Annotated in this window: 19 protein-coding genes; 17 read left to right on the plus strand and 2 right to left on the minus strand. The window is 39.1% G+C overall.

Annotation, left to right across the window (positions count from 1 at the left end; genetic code table 11):
- The first annotated feature begins 488 nt into the window (after window positions 1-488).
- Window positions 489-1652: a sporulation protein YhbH gene (yhbH, locus tag LC040_19530; GenBank protein WLR51302.1), complete on the plus strand. Its 1164-nt coding sequence runs from the start codon at window positions 489-491 to the stop codon at window positions 1650-1652.
- Window positions 1653-1731: 79 nt separating this feature from the next.
- Here the strand turns inward: yhbH and LC040_19535 are convergent, their stop codons facing one another.
- Window positions 1732-2127 carry a hypothetical protein gene (locus LC040_19535; GenBank protein ID WLR51303.1) on the minus strand — a complete coding sequence of 132 codons (396 nt, stop codon included), beginning with the start codon at window positions 2125-2127 and terminating at the stop codon, window positions 1732-1734.
- 375 nt (window positions 2128-2502) lie between these two features.
- Window positions 2503-3378 carry an SCO family protein gene (locus tag LC040_19540; GenBank protein WLR51304.1) on the minus strand — a complete coding sequence of 292 codons (876 nt, stop codon included), beginning with the start codon at window positions 3376-3378 and terminating at the stop codon, window positions 2503-2505.
- A gap of 326 nt (window positions 3379-3704) precedes the next feature.
- On the opposite strand from LC040_19540, the gene LC040_19545 reads away from it, so the two are divergent.
- The 16 genes from LC040_19545 to gabT all read left to right on the plus strand — a co-directional run bounded on the left by LC040_19545 (window position 3705) and on the right by gabT (window position 24154).
- Complete coding sequence (locus LC040_19545) at window positions 3705-6671, plus strand: 7TM diverse intracellular signaling domain-containing protein (protein WLR51305.1); 2967 nt, start codon at window positions 3705-3707, stop codon at window positions 6669-6671.
- Between the two features lie 158 nt (window positions 6672-6829).
- Window positions 6830-8401: a glycoside hydrolase family 55 protein gene (locus LC040_19550; GenBank protein ID WLR51306.1), complete on the plus strand. Its 1572-nt coding sequence runs from the start codon at window positions 6830-6832 to the stop codon at window positions 8399-8401.
- A 102-nt stretch (window positions 8402-8503) separates the two neighbouring features.
- Entirely contained in the window at window positions 8504-9607 is a 1104-nt protein-coding gene (locus LC040_19555) for a response regulator (protein WLR51307.1), read from the plus strand.
- 31 nt (window positions 9608-9638) lie between these two features.
- Window positions 9639-12689, plus strand: a complete 3051-nt coding sequence (locus tag LC040_19560; GenBank protein ID WLR51308.1) for an ATP-binding protein — start codon at window positions 9639-9641, stop codon at window positions 12687-12689.
- 129 nt (window positions 12690-12818) lie between these two features.
- A complete protein-coding gene (locus LC040_19565; GenBank protein ID WLR51309.1) occupies window positions 12819-13256 on the plus strand; it encodes an RNA helicase in 438 nt (145 codons plus the stop codon).
- A gap of 22 nt (window positions 13257-13278) precedes the next feature.
- Window positions 13279-13899, plus strand: a complete 621-nt coding sequence (locus LC040_19570; GenBank protein WLR51310.1) for a hypothetical protein — start codon at window positions 13279-13281, stop codon at window positions 13897-13899.
- Window positions 13900-13973: 74 nt separating this feature from the next.
- A complete protein-coding gene (locus tag LC040_19575) occupies window positions 13974-15134 on the plus strand; it encodes a glutathionylspermidine synthase family protein (GenBank protein ID WLR53351.1) in 1161 nt (386 codons plus the stop codon).
- 1 nt (window position 15135) lies between these two features.
- Entirely contained in the window at window positions 15136-15531 is a 396-nt protein-coding gene (locus LC040_19580; protein ID WLR51311.1) for a DUF350 domain-containing protein, read from the plus strand.
- 126 nt (window positions 15532-15657) lie between these two features.
- On the plus strand, window positions 15658-16476 hold the full coding sequence (gene speD, locus LC040_19585) for an adenosylmethionine decarboxylase (protein WLR51312.1): 819 nt from the start codon (window positions 15658-15660) through the stop codon (window positions 16474-16476).
- A 190-nt stretch (window positions 16477-16666) separates the two neighbouring features.
- Window positions 16667-18844 carry a malate synthase G gene (locus tag LC040_19590; GenBank protein WLR51313.1) on the plus strand — a complete coding sequence of 726 codons (2178 nt, stop codon included), beginning with the start codon at window positions 16667-16669 and terminating at the stop codon, window positions 18842-18844.
- A 143-nt stretch (window positions 18845-18987) separates the two neighbouring features.
- The gene (locus tag LC040_19595) at window positions 18988-19851 is read left to right on the plus strand and encodes a 5'-3' exonuclease H3TH domain-containing protein (GenBank protein WLR51314.1); all 864 of its coding nucleotides are present in this window, start codon (window positions 18988-18990) and stop codon (window positions 19849-19851) included.
- 97 nt (window positions 19852-19948) lie between these two features.
- Window positions 19949-20299 (plus strand): ASCH domain-containing protein, encoded by a 351-nt coding sequence (locus LC040_19600; GenBank protein WLR51315.1) that lies wholly within the window; start codon window positions 19949-19951, stop codon window positions 20297-20299.
- A gap of 24 nt (window positions 20300-20323) precedes the next feature.
- Complete coding sequence (locus LC040_19605) at window positions 20324-20758, plus strand: DUF2269 family protein (protein WLR51316.1); 435 nt, start codon at window positions 20324-20326, stop codon at window positions 20756-20758.
- A gap of 57 nt (window positions 20759-20815) precedes the next feature.
- The gene (locus LC040_19610; protein WLR51317.1) at window positions 20816-21130 is read left to right on the plus strand and encodes an MGMT family protein; all 315 of its coding nucleotides are present in this window, start codon (window positions 20816-20818) and stop codon (window positions 21128-21130) included.
- A gap of 76 nt (window positions 21131-21206) precedes the next feature.
- Entirely contained in the window at window positions 21207-22610 is a 1404-nt protein-coding gene (locus LC040_19615; GenBank protein ID WLR53352.1) for a sigma 54-interacting transcriptional regulator, read from the plus strand.
- Between the two features lie 197 nt (window positions 22611-22807).
- Window positions 22808-24154 carry a 4-aminobutyrate--2-oxoglutarate transaminase gene (gene gabT / locus LC040_19620; GenBank protein ID WLR51318.1) on the plus strand — a complete coding sequence of 449 codons (1347 nt, stop codon included), beginning with the start codon at window positions 22808-22810 and terminating at the stop codon, window positions 24152-24154.
- Window positions 24155-24160: the final 6 nt, after the last annotated feature.

The raw sequence follows: 24160 nt of genomic DNA on the forward strand, positions 1-24160 counted from the left end.
CTACCTCCATTTCATTTTTAAGCAACTTTGATGCGTTCTGACGCTACTTTTTGTAAAGTATCTATAATATCCTCTCTTTAGACATTCATTAAGGCTGTTTTTCTGTTTTCTAAAACTTTTTGATATAGCTTTAAGTTATCATTACGCAAGTAGCAATATGGTGGAGCTTTTGTGATTGATTTTCCTTCTTGTGCAGATGCTCTCCTGCCTAGTTGCATCCGTTTAACGATTGCTTTTAATTCTTCCCGGGCAACAAGTGATTTTACTGTATATGTAAGCTATTGATTTCCACCATTTGGCTCAATGATTTCCGTTGGTGTAATGCTCAGTGTTTCAGAAGATCAAAATCGATGATAACTCCTTACTTTCCGTTCTCTACATGGAAAATCCTTAACTCCTAATCAAGATCAAACAAGTTCTGCATAGGATAGAATAACCCGTTATTTGTAGCATCGGGTATGAAAATGACTAGTTAAGGAGGGGAAAGGGTGGAAGAGAACAAGAGTTTTACGATATCGCAGGAAGACTGGTCCCTTCATCGTAAGGGGTTTGAGGACCAGCAGCGTCATAAGGAAAAGGTTCAGGAAGCGATTAAGAATAACCTTCCTGACTTGATTACCGAAGAAAATATCGTCATGTCCAATGGCAAGGATGTTGTGAAGATTCCGATTCGCTCCCTTGATGAGTATAAAATTCGCTACAATTATGATAAAAACAAACATGTCGGTCAAGGGGATGGCGACAGTCAGGTCGGCGATGTGATTGCACGGGATGGTTCAGGTGAGAAGAAGCCTGGGCAAGGAAGCGGAGCCGGCGATAAGCCTGGTGAAGATTATTATGAAGCAGAGGTATCATTGCTCGAATTGCAAAATGCATTATTCAAAGAGCTAGAGCTGCCAAACCTTCAGCAAAAAGAACGCGATGAGAACATTGTGGAAGATATTGCTTTTAACGATGTCCGTAAGACAGGGCTGATGGGGAACATTGATAAGAAGCGAACGATGAAAAATGCCTTCGTCCGCAATGCGCTTCGCGGTGAGCCGAAATTCTCGCCAATTTACCAAGAAGACCTTCGCTTCAAGACGTGGAATGAAGTTGTAAAACCAGAATCAAAAGCAGTCGTTCTCGCCATGATGGATACGTCAGGCTCGATGGGCGTCTGGGAAAAGTACATGGCGCGCAGCTTCTTCTTCTGGATGACCCGCTTCTTACGAACAAAATATGAAACTGTCGATATTGTGTTCATCGCCCACCATACAGAAGCCAAAGTCGTATCTGAAGACGACTTCTTTTCCAAAGGTGAAAGCGGTGGTACGATTTGTTCATCCGCTTACCGCAAAGCATTAGAATTAATCGATACGAAATACGATCCAACCCGCTATAATATTTATCCTTTTCACTTCTCAGACGGCGACAACTTAACCTCAGATAACGGCCGCTGCTTAAAGCTTGTGCAAGAGTTGATGCAGAAAAGTAATATGTTTGGGTATGGGGAAGTGAATCAATACAACCGACACTCCACACTCATGTCAGCCTACAAAAACGTCAAAGACGAAAAGTTCCGCCACTATATCCTTAAGCAAAAAGCAGATGTGTATAATGCGATGAAGAGCTTCTTTCGGAAAGAGGATAGCAATAAAGCATATGTGTAAGAAGCAGGGAAGACTCTGTCTTCGTTATTATTAAACAACAACCATTAATCAAGTAGCTAGCAAAATCCATGTGATAGTGCTAGCTACTTGATTTTGTATCTTTTGGATAATATAAAGATTTTCGCAGCGTCACATCTCGATGCTGCAAGGCTTCTCCTTTAAAACGTATCCAGATTTCATCATCAGCCATAACGCCATGTGTTTTACGCACAATTGCCCAGCGGTTGTAGCTGTTTAATCCTAGAGAAGCGAGCAGTTCGTTTTTATTAATCCTTGTTTCAGGAAATACACGCCACTTTAACCATTTTTCTAATTCTTCCTTTGAAATAAAGCCCTCTGGGTTGGGTGAGAACTGTTTATTGAAACCTTGGATGTAGTTCATAACATAAGGGCGGTCATCTGTAGGAGGTTTTAAATCTACTTTTGCAATCACTTCATCCAATAACATGACATCAAACTTTGTATAGTCTATCATGCTTCTCTCTCCTTCTAATCAATGAGTAATCGTTGCAACTTTGAATTCTCTAATTGTGAGTACAGTACATCTTTTGCCCGGCCTAAATTGTATTGGGTCTGCTCTATTTGTTCGATTAGAGGTGAACGCTTTATAAATGGCTCTCCTGGATAAAGTTCCAGTTGTTTCCTTTGCTTGAAGTGCTAATAATTGTTTCCGTATTCTGTGGAATGATAATCGTCTCCACTTCCTACACCTCCGAAAAAAGCGCATGTTTAACGTAACCCTTTATTTATAGTTTTATTATAACAAATGTAAGGTTCTTCTCATATTGAGGATCAATTTTACTAATAATAATGAAGAAAAACGCATTTGCTAATAGCAAACAATAGGTATTTAATTAGCATCAGTGACAATATTAAACAATTCATCTAAATCAACTGCGCTAGTCTCAAATTCATGTGTTAATTTTCCTGATTCATCAAATACAAGTGTATTCGTATCGTGATTTACGATATCGCCATCTTTTTCAAAGTAAATACCAAGTACTTCAGCTATTTGTTTTATTTCACTTTGTTCACCTGTGAGCATCTTGAAATAGGATTGCTCAATATTTAGATTGTTAGCATATTGCTTTAATACCTCTGGTGTGTCGAATTCCGGGTCTACCGAAATAGAAATTAATTGTAGTTTACTTGTGTCGACCTTTTCACTTTCTAGTTTCTTTTGCAAAGATCTCAAATTGGCTATTTGAACTGGGCAAGCATATTCAAGGTTACATCTTGTATAAGTAAAGGTCACCACTGTCTTTTTTCCTTCAACCTCTTTGCGAGTGAAAGATTTCCCATCCTGGTCCACTAACTGAAAGTCTGGTAGTTGCGCACCCTTAGTCGTTTCATGCCCCGTATCCATCACTATGGAGAAGTTTTCCATCGTTTGAAATTCACGCTTTTCATTGTCCAAAGTGAAAACACCTTCCCATTGTCCTCCCATTGGTAGTGCTGCATAACCAATATATTGGCCATCGCCTATATCATTAAAATCCACAGAAACTGTGCCATGATCCATATCGACCATGTCGAAGTGGCCTTGAATGAGTAAATCAGATAATTTCTTTTCTCCATTGGTAACTGTTAGTTTCATTGGAACACTTTCTCCTACCTTAAATTCTTTCGGAGCCGATAAATGTATATCAAATTCTTCATTACTGCATCCATTTAATAGCATTAATGCACTTAATAAGACTATTGTTAATAAAAGCGTGTTTTTCATTTTTTTCCTTCCTTTCTCTTTACTAACTACTATTTTATCTTCTTAGAAATGTGGAAGAGGTGATATACATCACATTGATTGCGAAAGTCAGTAATATTACGCGCTTAAAAGTTGTTCCAATTAGCCCTTTTTAGACTTATTTAAGGTTTTTGTAAGAATAATATAGTATCCTTAATTTGGAATGTTTAACTTTTATTATTATATGACCGGCTTCTTAAAAGCAGGGTAAGAAGTATTGTTCGTTCTTGTCTTAAGAACAGAAGTTAGAGGAAGTGGGGCAGTTTGGTGTGAATCGATTTCAACTTGTGTGGAAAAGGAAACTGTGTTTGTTGGTAATTCTTTTTTCATTTTTGATAGTAGCAAGCAGTGTGGATGCAGAGGAGTTAGTTGAAACTCATCCATTAGGGAAGGAATATGAATTTTTTAGAGATGAGACGGGTGAGGTAACAATTGAGGAGATTCTTGCGGGGGAATTGGACGGTCAGTTTGAGTCGAGTGAATCTGTCTATCCCTATTTCGGTTATACGACAGATGTAGTTTGGTTAAAGTTAGAGCGTGGTGTGATAGGTGAGGCCTTTGATAATATGAATTTCCTTGAGTTTGTGGACAAGCTTGAGTTTATAGAGGTTTACTTTGTGAAGGATGATGGCTCATACGAAATGCAAAAAAGCGGCTTAGTTAATATGGACCAACGAACACTTCATTTGCGTTCTTTTCTGTATGAATTTGAGCCGAAGAATTTGCAAGCAATCTATTTTAAGCTATCAGGTGATGAGCTGCCCGTCTCAGTGAATACGAATTTATATTCGACGAATGGGTTAATTGAAAGTGTTAAAGAGTATAAATATTTGTCCGGCATCTTTTATGGTTTTATGATTTCGCTTGCTCTTTATAATCTGTTTTTGTATTTCTCGCTGCGAGAAAGAGCTTATTTGTATTATGTGTTGTATATTATTGCGTTTATTTTGACTCAGGCGAGTATGAATAGTTTGGATGTGGAATATCTCGGTGAAGTTCTGCCAGTGTGGTTTATGGCTGATTCACTTGATTATGCTGCCTTATTGCTTTGTGTTACGATGACTGTTTTTGGGAGAGCATTTTTGGAAACGAAGAAACTTTTGCCATACATGGACCGTTTGCTTCTATTCTTTTTATTCATAAGTGCAGGGACGTTTCTGTTATTTGCGATCATCCCAGATCATCTAACAAACGTGGCTGTTCCGCTCTTCGTACTGATTGTTCCAATTTTACTGTGGGTGGCCGCGATAAGGGTTATGTTGAAGGGGAAGCGAATGGCACGGTTCTATGTGCTTGGCTGGACGATTTTACTGAGTTCACTCATTGTTCAAGCACTGAGTTATTTGAGTGTTATTCCGTTTCAAACGATGTACTTTGATGTGATTCCGCAAGTTGCCGCTTGCTTAGAGGCTTTGTTCTTGTCATTTGCCCTTGCTGATAAAATAAATATCCTTAAAAAGCAGCGTGAAGAAGCGCAGCGCTTGTATACAGAGAAATTAGAAGAAGCAGATCGAATGAAGGATGAGTTTCTCTTCCGAACCTCACATGAGCTGAAGACGCCGCTTCATGGAATTATCAATATCTCTCAATCTTTGCTTGAAGATACGAAGCATGAGAAAGAGTTAGAGAAAAAAATGCTGCTAATTAAGTCAACAGGCTATCGTATGACCAATATGGTGAACGATATCTTAGACTTAGCGAAAATAAAAGAAGGGAGACTATCTGTGCAAATCGCGCCTGTAGACCTTTATTCGGTGACTGCCAATGTATTTGAGATGTTTCGCTTTATTGCAGAAGGAAAAAGCATTCAATTAGTAAATCAAATTGATGAATCTCATCGTTTCGTATTAGCAGATGAGAATCGTTTGCTGCAAGTTTACTATAACCTCGTCAATAACAGTTTGAAAAATACAAATGCTGGTTCGATAACGATTTCGAGTTATGTGAAAGATGAATATGTTCATGTCACTGTTGAAGATACGGGAAAGGGCATTCCTCTGCAGTTTCAAGAGAAGATCTTTCTTGCGTATGAACAAGCATTACCGAAAGATGAGCTAGGAAGCGGAGGGGTTGGACTTGGCTTATCTATTTCGCGTCAGCTTGTGCAAATCATGGATGGAAGGTTGTACTTAGATTGGTCAAAGGAGAATGAAGGTTCACGCTTTGTTTTCACTTTGCCTTTTGTAGGTGAGAAGGAGGAGCATGGAAAGTATGAAGTGCAACAACAGCAGGTGGCTCCTACTACAGATGAAGAGGTGCCAGTTCAGGAGACTTCCTTTCCAAAGGGTTCACGAGAAGTGTTAATTGTGGATGATGAAGTACTAAATGCTGAGATTCTACGAAACATTTTAGAGAAAGAAGGCTATAAAACAACAGTTGTTTTCTCAGGTGAAGAAGCGCTGGAGTATGTGAAGCATTCAAAGCCTCACCTCATTCTTCTTGATGTTATGCTTCCTGGAATGTCAGGTTATGACGTTAGCAAACAAATGCGTAAAGAGTATTCGTTAATTGAAGTTCCGATTTTGTTTATTACTGTTCGAAATTCGATTGAGGATATTAATGCCTCTTTCCTAAATGGAGGGAATGATTATATAACAAAGCCGTTTGAAGCAGATGAAATAAGAGCCCGGGTTCGAACGCTATTTACCATTACAGAATTAGCTGAAGAGGCGACACGCAATGAGTTAGCCTATCTCCAATCACAAATCAAACCGCATTTCTTGTACAATTCACTAAATACGATTATGTACTTTTGTTATCGTGACAGCGAACGGGCCGCTGAGCTGTTAGCTGTTTTCACAGAATATTTACGTTATATTTTTCAAAAAAATATTTCAGAAGAATACGTGACTATTATGAAGGAGTTAGAGTTTGTACAAGCATATGTCACGTTGCAAAAAGCACGGTTCAAAGAACGGCTTCAATTTGAAATAAATGCGGATGTTCATCTGTTGCAGTATGAAATTCCGATTTTAACAATCCAGCCGCTTGTTGAAAATGCAATCAATCACGGCGTAATGAAGAAGGTAGAAGGTGGAGCGGTCAGCATAAATATAACTGAAAGCTTGGATGAGATCATTATTACTGTCCACGATAACGGAGTTGGAATGCCAGCAGAAATAAGAGAAGCCCTATTCAGTAACAAGCAGTCGGGGATTGGTCTAAAAAATATCCATAAACGAGTGATGAAATTAACGCGAAAGGGCCTTACCATTAACAGTGCAAAGAATGCAGGGACAACCGTTTCATTTTCGATTAGGAAGAGATTGAAATAGGAGGATTTTCAGTAAGGAGAAGTCATGCAATCGAGAGAGCTTATAAGAACAAAGACCTTATTATTCATTCGAATGTTTTTCAAAAAAGCAGTTGTGATAAGATTTATAAGGATGGAAGAAAAAGCAGCTGAATTGTTGATTAAAGGGATGAGATGAATATGAAAAAGCAAAGGTTATTAATCATACTCTTACTCTTGATTGCAGGTACATATATTCTTGGGGAGGCTCTAACAGATAACGAGGAACGTACAGCCAACCGAGACAGTGAAACCGATACAGAGCGAACAAAACCAGACATGTCACAAGAAAATGCTCATGTTTTTAATGTGAAAGATTATGGTGCAGCAGGAGATGGCGAGGGTGATGACCTAGCTGCGATCAGAAAAGCAGTTAATGATGCAAAGGATATTGAAAACTCAGTTGTTGTCTTTCCTTATGGGAAAGGTTATAACGTTTCGGATTACGTGCATATTCCAGCACATATCTCTGTAGAGCAGCATGCTCCGATTATTTATACTGGTAACGAAAACAAACCGGTTCTCGTAATCGGAGAAAGAGATAAAACATCCCGTGCTACATATGAAGGGCTCAGTGTCATTAGAGAAAAAAGCTCTGGCTGGGAAAAAGAAGACCCTTATCTTCAGTCAATTGGAATTCAAATGATTAATGTATATAACAGTGAGATCGAAATAAATGAAGTACGCAACTTCACGATAGGAGCTCAATTGCTTGGTTCAGGGAAGGGATTTGCCTATAATAATGTGAATTTGGGCTTTTTGGGCAACAACTATATTCAGTTGGACTTGACGAATCAAGATGGTGGCTGGACAAATGAAAATGTTTTTACAGGTGGACGATTTGCAAATTGGTCTTCTACTCACCGTGATCAATCGAGATATGGTGTAAGAATAACAAGTAAAAATAGACAATATCGAAATAACAACAATGTCTTTCTAAAGCCTTCCTTTGAATTAAAGCAGCATGGTGACCATGAAACGATTCCGATTCTGATTGAACATGGGAGTAAAAATCACTTTCAATATATAAGGCATGAAAGCAACGGGAAAATGGTAGCAAGAGTATTGAATAAAAGCTCTGACAACTTTATCTCTTTAGGTTTTGGTTCAGGTAAAGTTGATGACCAATCAATATATCCTACGACTGTTCTTGAAAGTTCAACGAGTAGGCTTATGAAGCAGTATAACAGCTTGCTTGCCAAATATAATTTACGAGCGAGAATGAGTGTGGAAGACGGAAAAGTTAGGTTTAAAGGATTAGACATTAAGATTTATACCACTGGTCATAATGTTGACGAAGCACCAGAGGATTCTTTTGTTAAGAAAAAATATAATGTGGAATTCGAACGGAAATTTGCTGTTGGAAAGAAAATGGATACATCACGCAACAAATCCTTTGTCATAAAGAGAGCTGTTTCTGAGGGCGGGAACGGCGGTAGAGTAGTTGTAATCGGTTATGATGAAAATGGGGATGTTGTAGATGGTTCGAAGAATAAGTGGTTAAGAACGACAGAGTATAAGGAAGCCTATTGGAGAAAGAATTATGGCGGTGCTTTCTTCACAGGGACTGATAGCAGTTCACCATTTTATTTTCACGTTTCAGAAGAGGTGAAGGAAGTATGGATTGGCGTTACCGGACTCTCTGCAAATCAGCCTGCTGCCATTAATAGCTTTGGAATATTTACGAGGTCAGATCAGTTTTCTCCCTATTAAGTATATGGAGAGTGTAAAAAAGATCAGCAGAGGCTGATCTTTTTTACTGTAAATTTTCAGAAATATTTCGATAAAATAGTTGAGTGAAAGGAGCGGGGGCTAATGATTAAAGTTCTATTGATTGATGACGAAGAAACTGCTCTTGATATTATGGGGATTTTTTTGTCTGAATTTACTGAGGTTCAAGTCTGTGGGCGGTACTGTAATCCTCTTAAGGCACTTGAGCATTTAGAACAGGAAAGAATTGATGCTGTATTCCTAGATATTGAAATGCCAGGCTTATCTGGTATGGAGGTTGCACGCAAAATAAGTGAACTAAATAAGCAAATACAGGTGATATTTGTTACGGCGCATATGGACTTTGCTGTGGAGGCATTTTCACTTGAATCATTAGACTACTTGCTTAAACCAATTACGAAGCCTCGTTTGTCCCAAGCAGTTAACCGACTACTGAAAGCAGTACCGAAAGAAGAGCAAGTAGATTCGTCGATATCGGTTCGTTGCTTCGGTCAATATGATGTCTATAGTCATGAGAAGCATGAATCATTTGCTTGGAAAACAATGAAGGTGAGAGAGCTATGTGCCTATCTTATACATCATGAAGGAGAAGCTGTTGACCGAGAACGAATTATCGATATCCTGTGGCCTAATGTGACAGTCGATAAAGCGAAAACGAGCTTATATACATGCATCTCTTTTCTAAGAAAGGCTTTCAAAGAATACGGAATGGAAAATATCGTTCTAAAGAAAGGCTTTGCCTATTATATTGACCAATCACAATTAAGTTGTGATTTGATAAAGTGGAGAAATACGCTTAAGGCAATTGAACCGATTAACGGTGCCAATGTAAGTCAATATGAGGCATTAGTGAATATGTATCCAGAAGATTATATGATTGATTATAATTGGGCTGAAGAGAAGCGGGAATATATTCGGAAAAAAATGCTCAATGTCTGTAATGAATTATCTGATTATTACAAAGAAATTGGAGAGATTGAAAAAGCAGTTGAGTATATCGAAAAAGAAATGCAGCTCTCACGTTATTCGGATGAAATTTGTCAGCGCTTAATTGATATTTATCTCGAAATGAATAATCGAACAGCTGCATTAATGGTTTATCAAAATTTTGAGCAATTGCTACAAGAAGAATTAGGAATTGAACCATCAATCCAAACGCAACAGTTGTTAAGCAAAATAAAAGGGTGAGACATGTCGTTAACACTGTAGGAGTCGTCAAATGAAAAAGAAGGTACTCACATTATTAATTTGTATTCTATTATATGCGGGCTTGTATGAAGCTTTTTGGTATTTCACAAACCAAAAAAAGGATGACATACCAATTGCCACACAAGGTGTCGTTCATATTAATGAGTGGGACTTTGAAGACAAAGGGGCTGTTCCTTTAAAGGGGGAATGGGAGTTCTATCCTCGACAGTTATTGACTCCGGAGGATTTTAGAACGAATGTGCAGGAGAATCCTCAATTTGTGTACGTACCGAGTGTATGGCCGGTTGATAGTGATGATACGTTAACGAAATTTGGTTACGCTACGTATCGCTTAATGATTGATGTGAAGCATGAAGGAGAGCTATTCGGCTTAAAGACAAATATCATTCGCATGTCCAATCGGATTTACTTCAATGGAAAAGAAATCGGAAGAAGTGGTGTGCCTGCAATTAAGCAAAATTATTCACCTGAGAACACTCCTTACCTTCGTTACTTTCCTCTAAGAAATGGTCAGAATGAAATCATTGTTCAAGTTGCAAATTATGATTATATGGCTGGGGGCGGAATAGCTAGTCCGATCTATTTCGGTCCTGAAAAGCAGATTTCTAATCTAAGAGATATGTCTCTTATGCATGACTTTATGACGATTACTGCCTTGTTAGTTATGGGGCTTTATTTGCTTGGTTTATTTGTGCAGCGAAGAGAAGATAAGTCTTTGATTGTTTTTTCGATATATTGTGTTTCGTTAAGTGTTTTTTCAGCACTACATGGTGAAAAAATTCTTTATCTCTTGTTTCCTGATTTGCCGTATAGACTTGTATTAAGTCTTCAATTTTCAACAGCATTGTTAGGGGCAATCGCATTATCTCTTTACCTGTATTCTTCATTTACCTCATTTTGTTCAAAATGGATTGTACTATGTCTAGTGGGGATTGGAAGCTTTCTTTTAGTATATGAAGGGACGTTTATAAATGCTGTCCCGTATTTCATGCTTGTTGCAAATTTTGCTTATGTATTCAGTACAAATTTTTATGTAACATACGTTCTCACCTTAGCGGCATTAGAGAAAAGGGAAGGGATAAGCTATTTAATTGTTGCGGTCATGATGTTAAGTGTTTTTACGACTGTACATATGTTCAATATGTTTGGAGAAACCATTCCTCCGTATTTTCCATTTGAAATTATTATCTTGATTCTTATGCTAGCCTTGCTGTTGTCATTGCGCTTTTCGAATGCTTTCAAAAAAGTTGATACCCTGTCCAAAGAATTATTAAAGGTCGATCAATTTAAGGATGAATTTCTAGCTAAAACCTCTCATGAGTTTAAAACACCGTTACATGGCATTCAAAATATTTCTCAATCGATGATAAAAGATTCTTCGCAAGAAAAATTATCGAAAGAGCAAATAGACAACTTGTCATTAATCATAAATATTGCAAAGAGATTATCAAGTCTCGTTAACGATATCTTAGAACTATCAAAGATAAAGCAAGGAGAGTTAAAGGTAGCACCTGTATCCCTTGATGTTCATGGTACTGTCTCTATTATGCTCAAATTGTATGGTTTTTTTGCAAAGGAAAAAGAACTTGAGCTTGTGAATGATATCCCAAAAACAACCCCGTATGTGTTAGCTGATGAAGTGCGTTTTCGACAGATTGTTAGTAATTTAGTTGATAATGCAGTGAAATATACAGAACAGGGAGAAATACGATTAGGTGCGAAGGTGAAGAAAGAAATGGTAGAGATTTCAGTTGCAGATACTGGGGTCGGTATTGAGCGAGAAAAACTGCAAGATATTTTCACACCATTTCTACAGGCTGGACAAGGGGAAGGTGTTGGGCTAGGCCTTAGTATTGTTAAACAGCTAGTGGAATTACAAGGTGGTCAAATTGCGGTTACATCTGAGAAAGGGAAAGGTACTACTTTTACGTTCTCACTACCAATTGCTTCAAACCAAGAGACAGAGGCATTGACGGCAGCTACGAATGTGACAGAAGAAGACCATCGGTTAACTGAATATAAGTTAGAAACGCCATATATATCTGAACAAGGTGGTAAGTTTACGCTACTTGTTGTTGATGATCGGTCTTCAAATTTGAAAATCTTGATTGAGCTATTAGAAGCTGAACATTACGATGTCATCGCTGTAAAAAATGGAGAAGAAGCACTGGTACAGGTGAGGAAAACGAAAATTGATCTTGTTATTTTAGATCTAATGATGCCTGGTATGTCAGGGTATGAGGTGTGTGAACATATTCGTGATAGCTATAACCTCATTGAAATGCCAGTATTAATGGTAACAGCTAGTCATCATACAGAAGAAAAGCTTGCTTCATTTCAAGCTGGGGCAAATGACTTTTTGCCAAAGCCCTTCGATATATCTGAGTTAAAGGCCCGGGTTGAAAGTTTACTAATGATGAAGCACTCTTCAAAGGTGGCGACTACTTTAGAGCTTGCTTTCTTACAATCACAAATCAAGCCGCACTTTCTGTATAATGTGTTGAATACGATTTCCTCATTAAGCTATACGGATATTGAAAAGTCCCGGGAAGTGATTGCAAATCTAGCCGATTATTTAAGAGGGAGCTTTGACTTTAGCAATACACATAAATTAATACCTTTCGATAAAGAAATGGACCTTGTAAAAGCATATGTTGAAATTGAAAGAGCGCGCTTTAGAGATAAGATTAATATGGAATATCATATTCCGTCAGATTTATCTCTTAAGCTACCACCATTGGTTATTCAGCCGCTTATAGAGAATGCGATACGTCATGGTATTTGTAAAACGCTCGAAGGTGGTACTGTGACATTGTCAGTCGAAAAGTATGAGCATGAGTGCCAGATTATCATTGAAGATGACGGTGTTGGAATGACAGAAGAGAAGCTCAACAGCCTCTTTACACAAGACTTTGAAAGCAAAGGGGTTGGCTTAAAGAATATTAAGCAGAGATTAGCCTTTTTCTTCGGCACATCACTGGAAGTAGAAAGTGAGCAAGGTGTTGGAACACGAATCACGATTACGCTTCCATACCAAGAAAAAGAACAACATTTTAACTAGAAAGCTCACATTTGTGGGCTCTTTTGTATGGACTTTACCAGTTTTGAAACTTTCAAGGGGGCTAATCCGTCTGTATATAATGTGGATCGCCTTGTTATTTATTGGAGTTAACTTAGGAGGACTAGCCGGATGGAGTTAGTTTATTTTATTGATACAGGCTTTGGACGTTATGAAGAGTTTTATCATTATCCAGTTGACCTAATTTCGAATGATGAAATATATGCGCGTCAGTTGTGTGAGTATTTTATTAAGGATGGCATGCAGTATAAGCTTGTTTCAAATGAGATGGAGGAAGGTTCAGAGATTTTAGTGATTAAGAAAGACGGCAGAGCGCAGTCTTTTCTGAATGAAGCAACGTATCCTCCAGACCAAATACATATTGAGTTTCGTCAGTATCGACAAGTCGGGGATATGCCTTTGCTATATACGTTAAAAGTCGAAACGCATTGGCATGTTATTCGTTTTCTATTAAAGGATGTTGTTGATATTCCGGATGTCGGGCAAAAGGAGCGGGATTCAGCGGAAATTGATGAAGACCGGAAAGTATATGTAATCTACGTGAAATAACCAGCTAGAGAGAGGGATTTCTGTGAGTAAAACAAAAAGATTAATGCAAGGGCTGTCTACAGCAGTTATTGCAGCAGGATTATCAGGCTGTAATCAAGCTGAAGAGGTGAAGCCTGTTCAAGAAGTGAACAAGAAGCCTGTTTCACAGCAAAAGGAAGAAAAGCCATATATCCCTGGGGAACCAACAAATGCATACTGTGATGATTATGAATGGGATGCTTCAGCGAGGTATTACGAATGTGTGGATGACGATTCTGATTATTACCACCACTACTATTATAGAAGAGGGTTTTACCGGACGCTCAATGATATTAAGCAGGGGAAGAAGCCAGTCTTTGCGATCGGTCAAACGAAGAGCTCTTCAAGCAATACAACTCAGCAAAGTACAACGAAAAAGCCAACGACCAATTCAAATAGCAGCAAAACAAGTCAGTCATCAACATCAAATCAAAAGTCCACAACTTCCAGCAACTCCACATACACAAATAAATCAACCACATCAAGTAGTGGGTCATCATCTACAAGCAAATCCAGTAGCTATAGCAGCTCATCAAGTTCATCAAGCAGCTTTGGAACGTCTTCTAGAACGTCTTCTGGCAGCTCTGGCTTTGGAAGTGGTAGTTCAAGTTCGTATGGGGGCTAAGGCTAGTGGCTGAAACAGAACATCTACACAGCAGACGCAAGTTTTATAGCAGTGTCTTAAACTTTTGGAGTGAGATGTATGGGCAAGAATATGCGCTCTATGATTTGAAAACATTAAGCCAAGCTGAAGTTGCTGGAATACGCACAGCTTCTGAACGGATTTCGCAAATATTTCATAAAACTGCTCATTTACTACGGGTAGTGGATGATGAAACATTACATACGTTAGGCTTTCCGCAAAGCACACTGCCATTTATCCGCTTGAAAATGATGCAGGCTGAAACGGTGATTTCCCGTTTGGATTTAGTCGAAACTGAAGGAACGTATAAAGTGTTGGAATTAAATGCAGATACACCAACATTTATTAAAGAGCTCTTTCATGTAAATGGGAGGGTTTGTGAGGAATTTGCGGTTCGTAACCCAAATGAAGGAGAAGAAGAAAAATTAGCTCATGCAGTGACCTCTGTAATAAAGGAAGCCTGCAATGGCACCGATAATCCATATGTCGTTTTTACAGCCCATCAAGAAAATGATGAAGACACTTATACAGCGAAGTATTTACAGAGCTTAGCTGAATTCCCAGCAAGGTTTGTCCCTTTGTCAAAGCTCCGAATTGTTGCTTCAGAAGGGCTTTATGATGAAGAAGGCAGGAAAATTGAGGTGTTGTACCGGCAAACTTATCCGATTGAACAGCTTGTTCTCGATCGAAGCGAACAAGATGAGAGAATTGGAGAAATGCTTCTGGAATTGGTGGAACAGAAGCAGCTTGCGATTATAAACCCACCCTCTGCCTTTTTGTTGCAGTCAAAAGCTGTTCAAGCTGCAATCTGGGGGCTGCATGAAGAAGGGAACGAGTTTTTCACAGAGCTGGAACATACATGGATTGAGGAGTATTTTTTGCAAACGTATCTTGAATGTGACCCATTTATTGAACAAGGTCAGCCGTATGTGAAGAAGCCAGCGTTTGGGCGTGAAGGGGACACGGTAGAAGTGTATAACCCGAATGGCGACAAGCTGTTTGAAGATGAAAATAAATCATACAAGCAATATTTGTCGGTTTACCAACGGTATGTAGACTTGCCGAAGACGTCATTTCTATCAGAGAAGGGAATGCAAGAGGGACATGTTATGATTGGTTCTTTCTTGTTGAATGGTGCCCCAAGTGCGATTGGGCTCCGAGTTGGAAATCGAATTACTGATAACTTGTCATATTATTTGCCAGTAGGAGTGGAATAGAATGAACTTATATTTGAATTTTTTAGCATATGCAGGGGTGGCGTTACTAATGCTGCTGCTTGGGCTTGTCTTATTTGAACTGACTACAAAGAATGAGAAGTTCAAAATGATCGGGCAAGGAAATAGTACAGCTGCAATGGTCATTGGCGGGAAGCTGCTTGGCTTAGCCGTCGTGGTTGGTTCAGCAATTGCCAATTCAATTTCATTATTGGATATGGTGATTTGGGGTGCGATTGGGATTGTCTTTCAAATTGTTGTACATATTTTAGCGGAAGTTGTAACGATACGCTTTAGTATTAAAGACGCGATTGATCAAGATAATCGTGCAGTTGGAATGTTCTTGTTATTGATGTCTGTGTCTATCGGCTGGGTCGTGGCTCAAAGTCTTACATATTAATATGTAGCAATTTTGATTATGAAAACATTTCTCCGGGTAAAGATTTTCTAAAGGTATAGGATATAATTAGGGAGTAGATATTACGGTAAGGCATTCGAAACATTTTCGAGAAAGGTGATTTACAAAATGAAATTAACGCCGAAACAACTTGTCCAATTGCACGGATTCAATAATTTAACGAAATCATTAAGCTTCAACATGTATGATATCTGTTATACAAAAACGAAGGAAGAACGGGAAGCATATATTAATTATATTGATGAGCAATATAATGCGGATCGGTTAACGAAGATTCTGTCTAACGTAACCGAAATTATTGGTGCACATATTCTCAATGTTGCGAAGCAGGACTTTGATCCACAAGGTGCGAGTGTTACAGTGCTTGTTTCCGAAGTACCGGTGGATGAGTCACCAGAGGATGCATTCGAAGAATCACCAGGACCGCTTATTGGTTCAGTTGTTGGACAGCTGGATAAAAGTCACATTACCGTTCACACGTATCCAGAATATCATCCAGATGATGGCATTAGTACATTCCGTGCCGATATCGATGTTTCGACGTGTGGAGAAATTTCACCGCTTAAGGCGTTGAATTATTTAATTCATTCATTTGAAACAGATGTGATGACGATGGATTATCGTGTGCGCGGTTTTACACGTGATGTGAAAGGGCATAAGCTATTTATCGACCATGACATTAACTCGATTCAGAATTATATTCCAGATGAAGTGAAAAGCCATTTTGATATGATTGACGTGAATGTCTATCAAGAAAATATCTTTCACACTAAATGTAAGCTGAGAGAATTCGACTTAAATAACTACCTGTTCGGCTACAAAAAAGATAAGCTATCTGAAGAAGAGCAAATTGACATCGAAAAGAAATTAAGAAATGAAATGGATGAAATTTTTTACGGAAAGAATATACAACAAAATGAAAAATAGCGAAGAGAGCTGGCAATGCGCTGGCTCTCTTCGCTGTTTCGCAGGGAAAGCGTATGAATTGTTTTCTAAATAATGAAAAAGGTTCTGTTTCACCTATACTAAAATTATTAAGTTATGTTATAATACAGAATGTGTTTAGATAAATCTGTTTGAGTACAGGTGGCGGAAAAAACAAAAGGGGGAGAAAGTCATGGCGGACTATGTAAAAGTAGGTAACCTTCAAGTAGCGTCTGAGTTTCATAAGTTTGTTAATTCTGAGGCACTTCCAGAGAGCGGTGTAGAACAGGAACAATTCTGGTCAGATGTAGAAGCGTTGATTAACGATCTTGGTCCAGAGAATAAAGCGTTGCTCGCTCGTCGTGATGAATTGCAACAACAAATTGATACTTGGCATACAGAGAATACAGATAAGTTCAATTTTGATACGTATAAGTCTTTCTTGCAAGAGATCGGTTATCTTGAGCCGAAAGTAGACGATTTTGATATTACAACAGAAAATGTTGATGAGGAGATTGCCCATCAGGCAGGCCCTCAGCTTGTTGTACCGATTAGTAATGCGCGTTATGCGATTAATGCAGCAAACGCACGGTGGGGAAGCCTGTATGATGCATTATACGGAACAGATGCAATTAGCGAAGAAGATGGAGCTGAACGTGGAAAGGCTTATAATCCAACTCGTGGGGCAAAAGTTATTGCATACGCAAAGAACTTCTTAGATGAATCTGCATCATTAGCGGAAGGTTCCCATGCAGACGCCGTAAAGTATGAAATTGTGGACGGAAAATTATCGGTAACTCTTAATAACGAACAAAAGACAACGTTAAAAGACGCCGACAAATTTGTTGCCTACCAAGGGCAAGCAGAAGAGCCAGAAGCTGTTTTGTTGGTGAACAATGGGTTGCATTTTGAAATTCAAATTGACCGCAATCATCCGATTGGAAAAGATGATGAAGCTGGTGTGAAAGACGTTCTGATGGAATCAGCACTTACAACGATTATGGATTGTGAAGATTCCGTTGCAGCAGTAGATGCTGAAGATAAAGTGTTAGTCTATCGCAATTGGCTAGGACTAATGAAAGGTGATCTATCAGCTACATTTTCAAAAGGAAGTAAGCAAATGACTCGTGAGCTTAACCCTGATCGTACATACGTGACGCCATCAGGCGACGAGCTGACATTGCAAGGCCGTTCACATATGTTCGTCCGTAATGTTGGTCATCTTATGACAAATAGCACGGTATTAGATCAGAATGGCGAAGAAGTATATGAAGGAATACTAGATTGTGTGATGACGAGCTTAATTGCAAAGCATGATGTACTGAAAAACAACAAATATCAAAACTCAACAAAAGGATCAATTTACATTGTTAAGCCGAAAATGCACGGTTCAGCAGAAGTTGCATTTTCGAATAAGCTGTTCAACCGTGTAGAAGATATGCTTGGTTTAGAGAGAAATACAATTAAGATTGGTGTTATGGATGAGGAACGCCGTACTACATTGAACTTAAAGGCATGTATTAAAGAAGTGAAAGAGCGTATTGTCTTCATCAACACAGGTTTCCTAGATAGAACTGGTGATGAAATTCATACGTCAATGGAAGCTGGTCCGATGATTCGCAAAGGTGATATGAAATCATCAACATGGCTGCAAGCATATGAGAAATCTAATGTAGCTGTGGGCCTTGACTGCGGATTACCAGGCCGAGCGCAAATTGGTAAAGGAATGTGGGCAATGCCGGAGATGATGGCTGCTATGCTTGAGCAGAAGGATGGGCAATTACGTGCTGGTGCAAATACAGCATGGGTTCCATCACCAACTGCAGCAACGTTGCATGCTCTTCATTACCATCAAGTTGACGTACCAGCTATTCAGCAAGAGCTTATTAAGAATTCACAAGACTTAACTGATGCCATTCTTGAGCTTCCACTAGCTGAACAGCCAGACTGGAGTGCAGAGGAAGTGCAACAGGAGCTGGATAATAACGCCCAAGGTATCTTAGGATATGTTGTTCGTTGGGTAGAGCATGGTGTTGGCTGCTCGAAGGTACCAGACATTAATAATATTGGTCTAATGGAAGACCGTGCAACATTACGTATTTCCAGTCAGCATATGGCGAACTGGTTACATCATGGTATTTGTACAGAAGAGCAAGTGCTTGAAACGATGAAGCGGATGGCAAAAGTCGTTGATGAGCAGAATGCGGATGATCCAAATTATCGTCCAATGGCTGCTGACTATGATAACTCAGTTGCTTTCCAAGCAGCTTGTGACCTCGTCTTCAAAGGTCGCGAGCAGCCAAGTGGTTATACTGAGCCAATTCTACATCGCCGTCGTATTGAAGCGAAAGCAAAGCTTGTTACACAATAATGAAGTGAAAGCTGGCTTTAAAGCAGAAGATGCTTTGAAGCCAGCTTTTTCTATTGGTAGAGAAAATATGTCCAATGCTCTTGCCCGGCGTAATATGTTATATTTTTAAGGTATCAAGAGAAATGGACAGAGGAGTTGAGGGGATGGAGAAGAAGGTTTTACTTGTAGATGGCATGGCTTTGTTATTCCGCGCATTTTATGCAACGGCTATGAGTGGCTATTATATGATAAATAGTAAAGGGATACCGACGAATGCTATCCATGGGTTTGTGAAGCATTTGCTGACGGCGAAAAATGAAGTGGAGCCAACCCATATTATTTGCTGCTGGGATATGGGAAGCAAAACATTTCGCACAGAATTATATCCAGACTATAAGGCAAACCGAGGTGAACCACCTGTCGAGCTCGTACCACAGTTTGACTTGGTGAAAGAAGTTGTCGAAGCATTTGATATTCCGAATGTTGGATTAGAAGGCTATGAAGCAGATGATTGTATCGGTACGTTAGCGAGTATCTATGAAAAAGAAGCAAAGGTAACAGTCTTAACAGGTGACCAAGACCTCTATCAGCTCATTACGCCTAACGTTGAAATTATGCTTTTGCAAAAAGGCTACGGAAACTATAAATATATGAATGAAGAACAATTACTTCTTGAAAAAGAGCTATCACCAAAGCAGATTATTGATCTTAAGGCAATGATGGGTGATACAAGCGATAATTATCCAGGTGTTAAAGGAATCGGTGAGAAGACTGCAGTCAAATTTCTATTAAAATACGAATCAATTGACGGTGTGCTTTCTAACTTAGATTCCCTTACAAAAGCACAGCGTACGAAAATCGAAGGTAACTTGGATATGCTGCATCTATCACGTGAGCTTGCTGAGATTAAATGTGATGTACCATTAGCTTGCAGCTTAGAGGAAGGGCTGATTACGATTAACGAGAGCAGAGCTCGGGCCAAGCTAGAAGAACTAGAATTTAAAAATATAGATAAATTGATGAGGTAAGGAAGTTAACTGCGAAAGCTGGCTTTTAACTTGTTAATGTTCACGAACCCTTACGAATGTGATAATGTTAAAAATAGAAAGAAAAGGAGGAATATTTATGTCAAATCAACAAGATAATAACAATAACGCACTACCACCAAAAACATGTGAAATAGAGCGTCTCGTAACAGTTCCAGAAGATGTAGAAAAAGTAATTGCTGGGAAAAAGACAGCAACACGTCGAAATGGCCGCTATGCTGATATTGGTGAAGTAATGGAGCTTAAAGGACATAAATTTGTTGTGGAAAAGGTGTATTCACAAACGTTAGGTGAATTAACAGACGACAACGCACGTGAAGAAGGCTATGAGAATCTAGAAGAGTATAAGCAATCCATTTTATCAATTCATCCAGGAATGCCGTGGCTCCCACACATGTCTGTATGGGTTCATGAGTTTCGTGCCCTCTAGGCCTACAAAGTAGCGTAGAAGTGCATGATCTATAAATTAATTCTTTACATTCATATTGCGAGTGTGATTTTGGCCATTGGTCCTTTTTTTGTGTTAATTCCAATGGTCAAAAGACTGCGCGGGATGGAAGCAGAGATGCTAAAGGTATATTTGTTTCCATTTCGGTATGCAGTCCAATTAACGAAGCATGCGGGCCATGTTCTATTTACAACGGGAATTTTGCTTATTCTGTTAGGTCCGTGGTCTTGGACAGCCCCGTGGATGATTATGACAATTATTCTGCTCGCGAGCTCTTTATTTTTTCTTGCAAATGCCTTTTCACCAAAGATTCGAAAGCTCACACAATTAGGTCAAGACAGAGAGCAAACTTTGAAAGAACTAAGCCGTTCAATTTGGATTTACATTCTTCTATTAATGGCTGTTCTATGGCTAATGGTGTCAAAGCCAATGCTGTGGTAAACCCAAAGTCAGCGTATAGCTGGCTTATTTTTACATAAAAAAGAGGGAACAAAAGCAATGGAATCCTTTACGGACAGAGCGCTAACAATCATTAAAAACATCCCTGAAGGAAAAGTGATGACATATGGGCAAATTGCAAAGCTGGCTGGAAGTCCTCGTGGGGCTAGGCAGGTAGTCCGAATTCTTCATTCCATGAGTAAAAAACATAAGCTTCCATGGCATCGTGTCATCAATGCTAAAGGTCAAATTGGCTTACAAGATGAAGCTTCCTTTCAAGTTCAGAAGCTTTCTCTTGAAAGTGAAGGAGTAGTAGTGAGTGACAAAGGAATGATTAACTTAGCGCACTTTCAATACTCTCCTGACACAGATTGATCTACCTTAAATTGGAATAATAATTTGGAAGCGCTATCAGTTATAGTGAAAGTAAGAGGTGACACAAATGGAGACGATGAGTGTAAAGGAATTGAAAAAACAAAATAAAGAATTACTTGAACGTAATAAAGAACTCGAATTAATATTTGATTCTTCATTTGATGAAATCTTTGTCACGGATGGGAATGGCGTCACACTTAGTGTGAATTCCGCCTGTGAACGGTATTATGGAAGGCCTGCTGAAGAGTTAATCGGGAAAACGGGAAAAGAGCTTGAAGAAATGGGTGTGTTTGACCACTCTGTAACGAAGAAGGTAATGGAATCAAAGAAGCAATTTACGATGTTCCAAAAGACGAGTAAAGGGCGTTTTTTACTTGTAACAGCAAATCCGGTGCTTAATGAGGATGGGGAATTAACGAGAGTGATCTGTACCTCGAAGGATTTAACGGAAGTTTCACGGCTGAAAAAGAAGCTTGAAGAAATGGAAAGCTTGCTTGAACAATATAATGATGAGCTTGAGGAGCTGAAATATAAGCAGTCTTCAGATTACATTTATGAAAGCAAGAAAATGCAGCATGTGATGGATATGATCGATAAGGTTGCTGAAACAGAAGCGACAGTCTTAATCCTTGGAGAATCAGGTGTTGGAAAAACAGCTCTAGCGAAAAAAATCCATAAACAAAGCTTCCGCAGTAATAAAAAGTTTCTTACTGTGAATTGTGGTGCTTTGCCTGAGAACTTGATTGAATCTGAATTGTTCGGTTATGAAGAAGGAGCATTTACTGGCGCGAAAAAAGGTGGAAAAAAAGGCGTGTTCGAAAGTGCAGATGGAGGGACAATTTTCTTAGATGAGATTGGCGAAATTCCGTTGCATCTTCAAGTGAAGCTTCTGCATGTCCTACAAGAAAAGAAGATCAGTCGCATAGGTGGAAGTGAGAGCATTGCAGTAAATGTTCGAGTGATTGTAGCTACAAACAAGTCATTAGAACGTATGGTGGAGGAGAAGACATTTCGTGAAGATTTGTATTACCGTCTTAATGTATTCCCGATAGAAATTCCATCTATTAAAGAGCGCAAGGAAGATATTCTGCCATTAGTGAATCACTTTGTCGACAGAATGAATCATAAATATGAAAAAGACGTTACCCTTTCAACTGAAGTAATGCGAAGATTACTGAACTATGATTGGCCGGGTAATATTCGAGAGCTTGAAAATATGATTGAAAGGCTAGTGGTAACCGCTGCAGATTCTGTATTGTTGCCTGATGAATTACCTGAGAAGCTTCAAGCCGTTCCAGTTCCAGAAGAGATAACCTTAAGTGAACCCGAATCACTTAAAAGCTTTCTAGATGAGCGCGAAAGAGAGTTATTTCAATCCCTCTATGAGAAGTATCAATCCTCTTATAAAGTAGCGGAAGTATTAAAGATAAGTCAATCCACCGCAAATCGAAAAATCCAAAAGTATATAAGTCGAAAATGAATCGCAACCCAAATTTGACTCGTCTATTTACGTGAAACGGAGTCATTTATGGGTTGTTTCTTTATTTAGGTCCTAATGAAATTTTCTCTCTGAGCCTTGTATGCAAGGCTTTTTCTTGTTTTTTAGATGAAGTAGAAAATTTGGCACGCTTCTTGCAACAAGTATAAGTAAACCATTAAAAAAGGAGTGGCGTACCGATGACGACAAAGCAGACGAAATATATTCAACTGAAAACAGAGTTACCTGGACCGAAATCCAAAGAATTGATGAAACGGAAAGATGAGAATGTGCCGCGTGGGCCGTTTAATACATCACCGGCATTTATTGAAAGTGCTGAGGGGGCTTTAATTAAGGACATTGACGGCAACACACTCATTGACTTAGCGGGAGCGATTGGTTCATTGAATGCAGGACATTGCCCGCCGAGTGTTGTGAAAGCTGTTCAAGCACAAGTGGAGAAGTATATTCATCCATGCTTTCATGTCATGATGTATGAACCGTATATTCAACTGGCTGAAAAATTAAATGAAATTACACCAGGTGATTCAAAGAAGAAAACATTCTTCTTGAATTCTGGAGCCGAGGCAGTTGAGAATGCTGTGAAAATTGCTCGAAAATATACAGGCAGACGGGCGGTTGTTTCCTTTGACCGTGGCTATCATGGTCGTACATTGATGACAATGTCGTTAACGAGTAAAGTAAAGCCATATAAAAATGGCTTCGGTCCTTTTGCGCCGGACACGTATAAGCTTCGTCATCCTTATTACTACCGTAAGCCAGAAGGAATGACGAATGAACAGCTTGATGAATATTTGCTAAAGCAGTTAAATGACTTTTTCTTAGGAGAAGTGCCTCCTGAAGATGTAGCGGCGTTTATTATGGAGCCGATCCAAGGGGAAGGCGGCTTTATCATCCCATCTAAAAACTTTGTTCAGAAAGTTCGCGCGATTTGTGAAGAGCACGGTATTTTATTTATTTCTGATGAGGTGCAAACAGGCTTCGGACGTACAGGCAAAATGTTTGCTTCTGAGCACTTTGATATTGAGCCAGACCTTATTACGATGTCAAAATCAATCGCAGCTGGGATGCCGATTAGTGCGGTAACTGGCAAAGCTGAAATAATGGAAGCGCCAAACCCAGGGGAAATTGGCGGAACATATGGTGGAAGCCCGTTAGGCTGTGTTGCAGCATTGGAAGTGATTAAGCTTCTTGAAGAAGATGGATTGATTGAGAGAGCAAATGAAGTAGGTGCCATTATTACAAATCGCTTTAAGGAAATGCAAACGAAATATGATGTGATTGGTGAAGTGCGCGGGCTTGGGGCAATGTGCGCAATGGAAATTGTAAAAGACCAAGATTCCAAGGAGCCAAACAAGGAACTAACAGGCAAAATTATTGCTGAATGTAACCGTAGAGGTGTCATTATTCTTGGTGCAGGCTTGTATGGAAATGTTATTCGGGTATTGAGCCCATTCGTTATTACAGACGACCAGCTGAATGAAGCTTTAGATGTGATTGAAGATGTCATACTCAACTTGAAATAGAAAGGG

Source organism: Bacillus tianshenii, from assembly GCA_020524525.2.
Lineage (GTDB): Bacteria > Bacillota > Bacilli > Bacillales > Bacillaceae_N > Bacillus_AV.

Excerpts from the sequence above, each read along its gene's own strand:
- LC040_19555 (WLR51307.1), top strand. The coding sequence starts at position 8,504 with ATGATTAAAGTTCTATTGATTGATGACGAAGAAACTGCTCTTGATATT.
- LC040_19610 (WLR51317.1), top strand. The coding sequence starts at position 20,816 with ATGGAATCCTTTACGGACAGAGCGCTAACAATCATTAAAAACATCCCT.
- LC040_19535 (WLR51303.1), bottom strand. The coding sequence starts at position 2,127 with ATGATAGACTATACAAAGTTTGATGTCATGTTATTGGATGAAGTGATT.
- LC040_19565 (WLR51309.1), top strand. The coding sequence starts at position 12,819 with ATGGAGTTAGTTTATTTTATTGATACAGGCTTTGGACGTTATGAAGAG.
- LC040_19540 (WLR51304.1), bottom strand. The coding sequence starts at position 3,378 with ATGAAAAACACGCTTTTATTAACAATAGTCTTATTAAGTGCATTAATG.
- LC040_19590 (WLR51313.1), top strand. The coding sequence starts at position 16,667 with ATGGCGGACTATGTAAAAGTAGGTAACCTTCAAGTAGCGTCTGAGTTT.
- LC040_19600 (WLR51315.1), top strand. The coding sequence starts at position 19,949 with ATGTCAAATCAACAAGATAATAACAATAACGCACTACCACCAAAAACA.
- LC040_19595 (WLR51314.1), top strand. The coding sequence starts at position 18,988 with ATGGAGAAGAAGGTTTTACTTGTAGATGGCATGGCTTTGTTATTCCGC.
- speD (WLR51312.1), top strand. The coding sequence starts at position 15,658 with ATGAAATTAACGCCGAAACAACTTGTCCAATTGCACGGATTCAATAAT.
- gabT (WLR51318.1), top strand. The coding sequence starts at position 22,808 with ATGACGACAAAGCAGACGAAATATATTCAACTGAAAACAGAGTTACCT.
- LC040_19615 (WLR53352.1), top strand. The coding sequence starts at position 21,207 with ATGAGTGTAAAGGAATTGAAAAAACAAAATAAAGAATTACTTGAACGT.
- LC040_19575 (WLR53351.1), top strand. The coding sequence starts at position 13,974 with ATGTATGGGCAAGAATATGCGCTCTATGATTTGAAAACATTAAGCCAA.
- LC040_19560 (WLR51308.1), top strand. The coding sequence starts at position 9,639 with ATGAAAAAGAAGGTACTCACATTATTAATTTGTATTCTATTATATGCG.
- LC040_19580 (WLR51311.1), top strand. The coding sequence starts at position 15,136 with ATGAACTTATATTTGAATTTTTTAGCATATGCAGGGGTGGCGTTACTA.
- LC040_19550 (WLR51306.1), top strand. The coding sequence starts at position 6,830 with ATGAAAAAGCAAAGGTTATTAATCATACTCTTACTCTTGATTGCAGGT.
- LC040_19605 (WLR51316.1), top strand. The coding sequence starts at position 20,324 with ATGATCTATAAATTAATTCTTTACATTCATATTGCGAGTGTGATTTTG.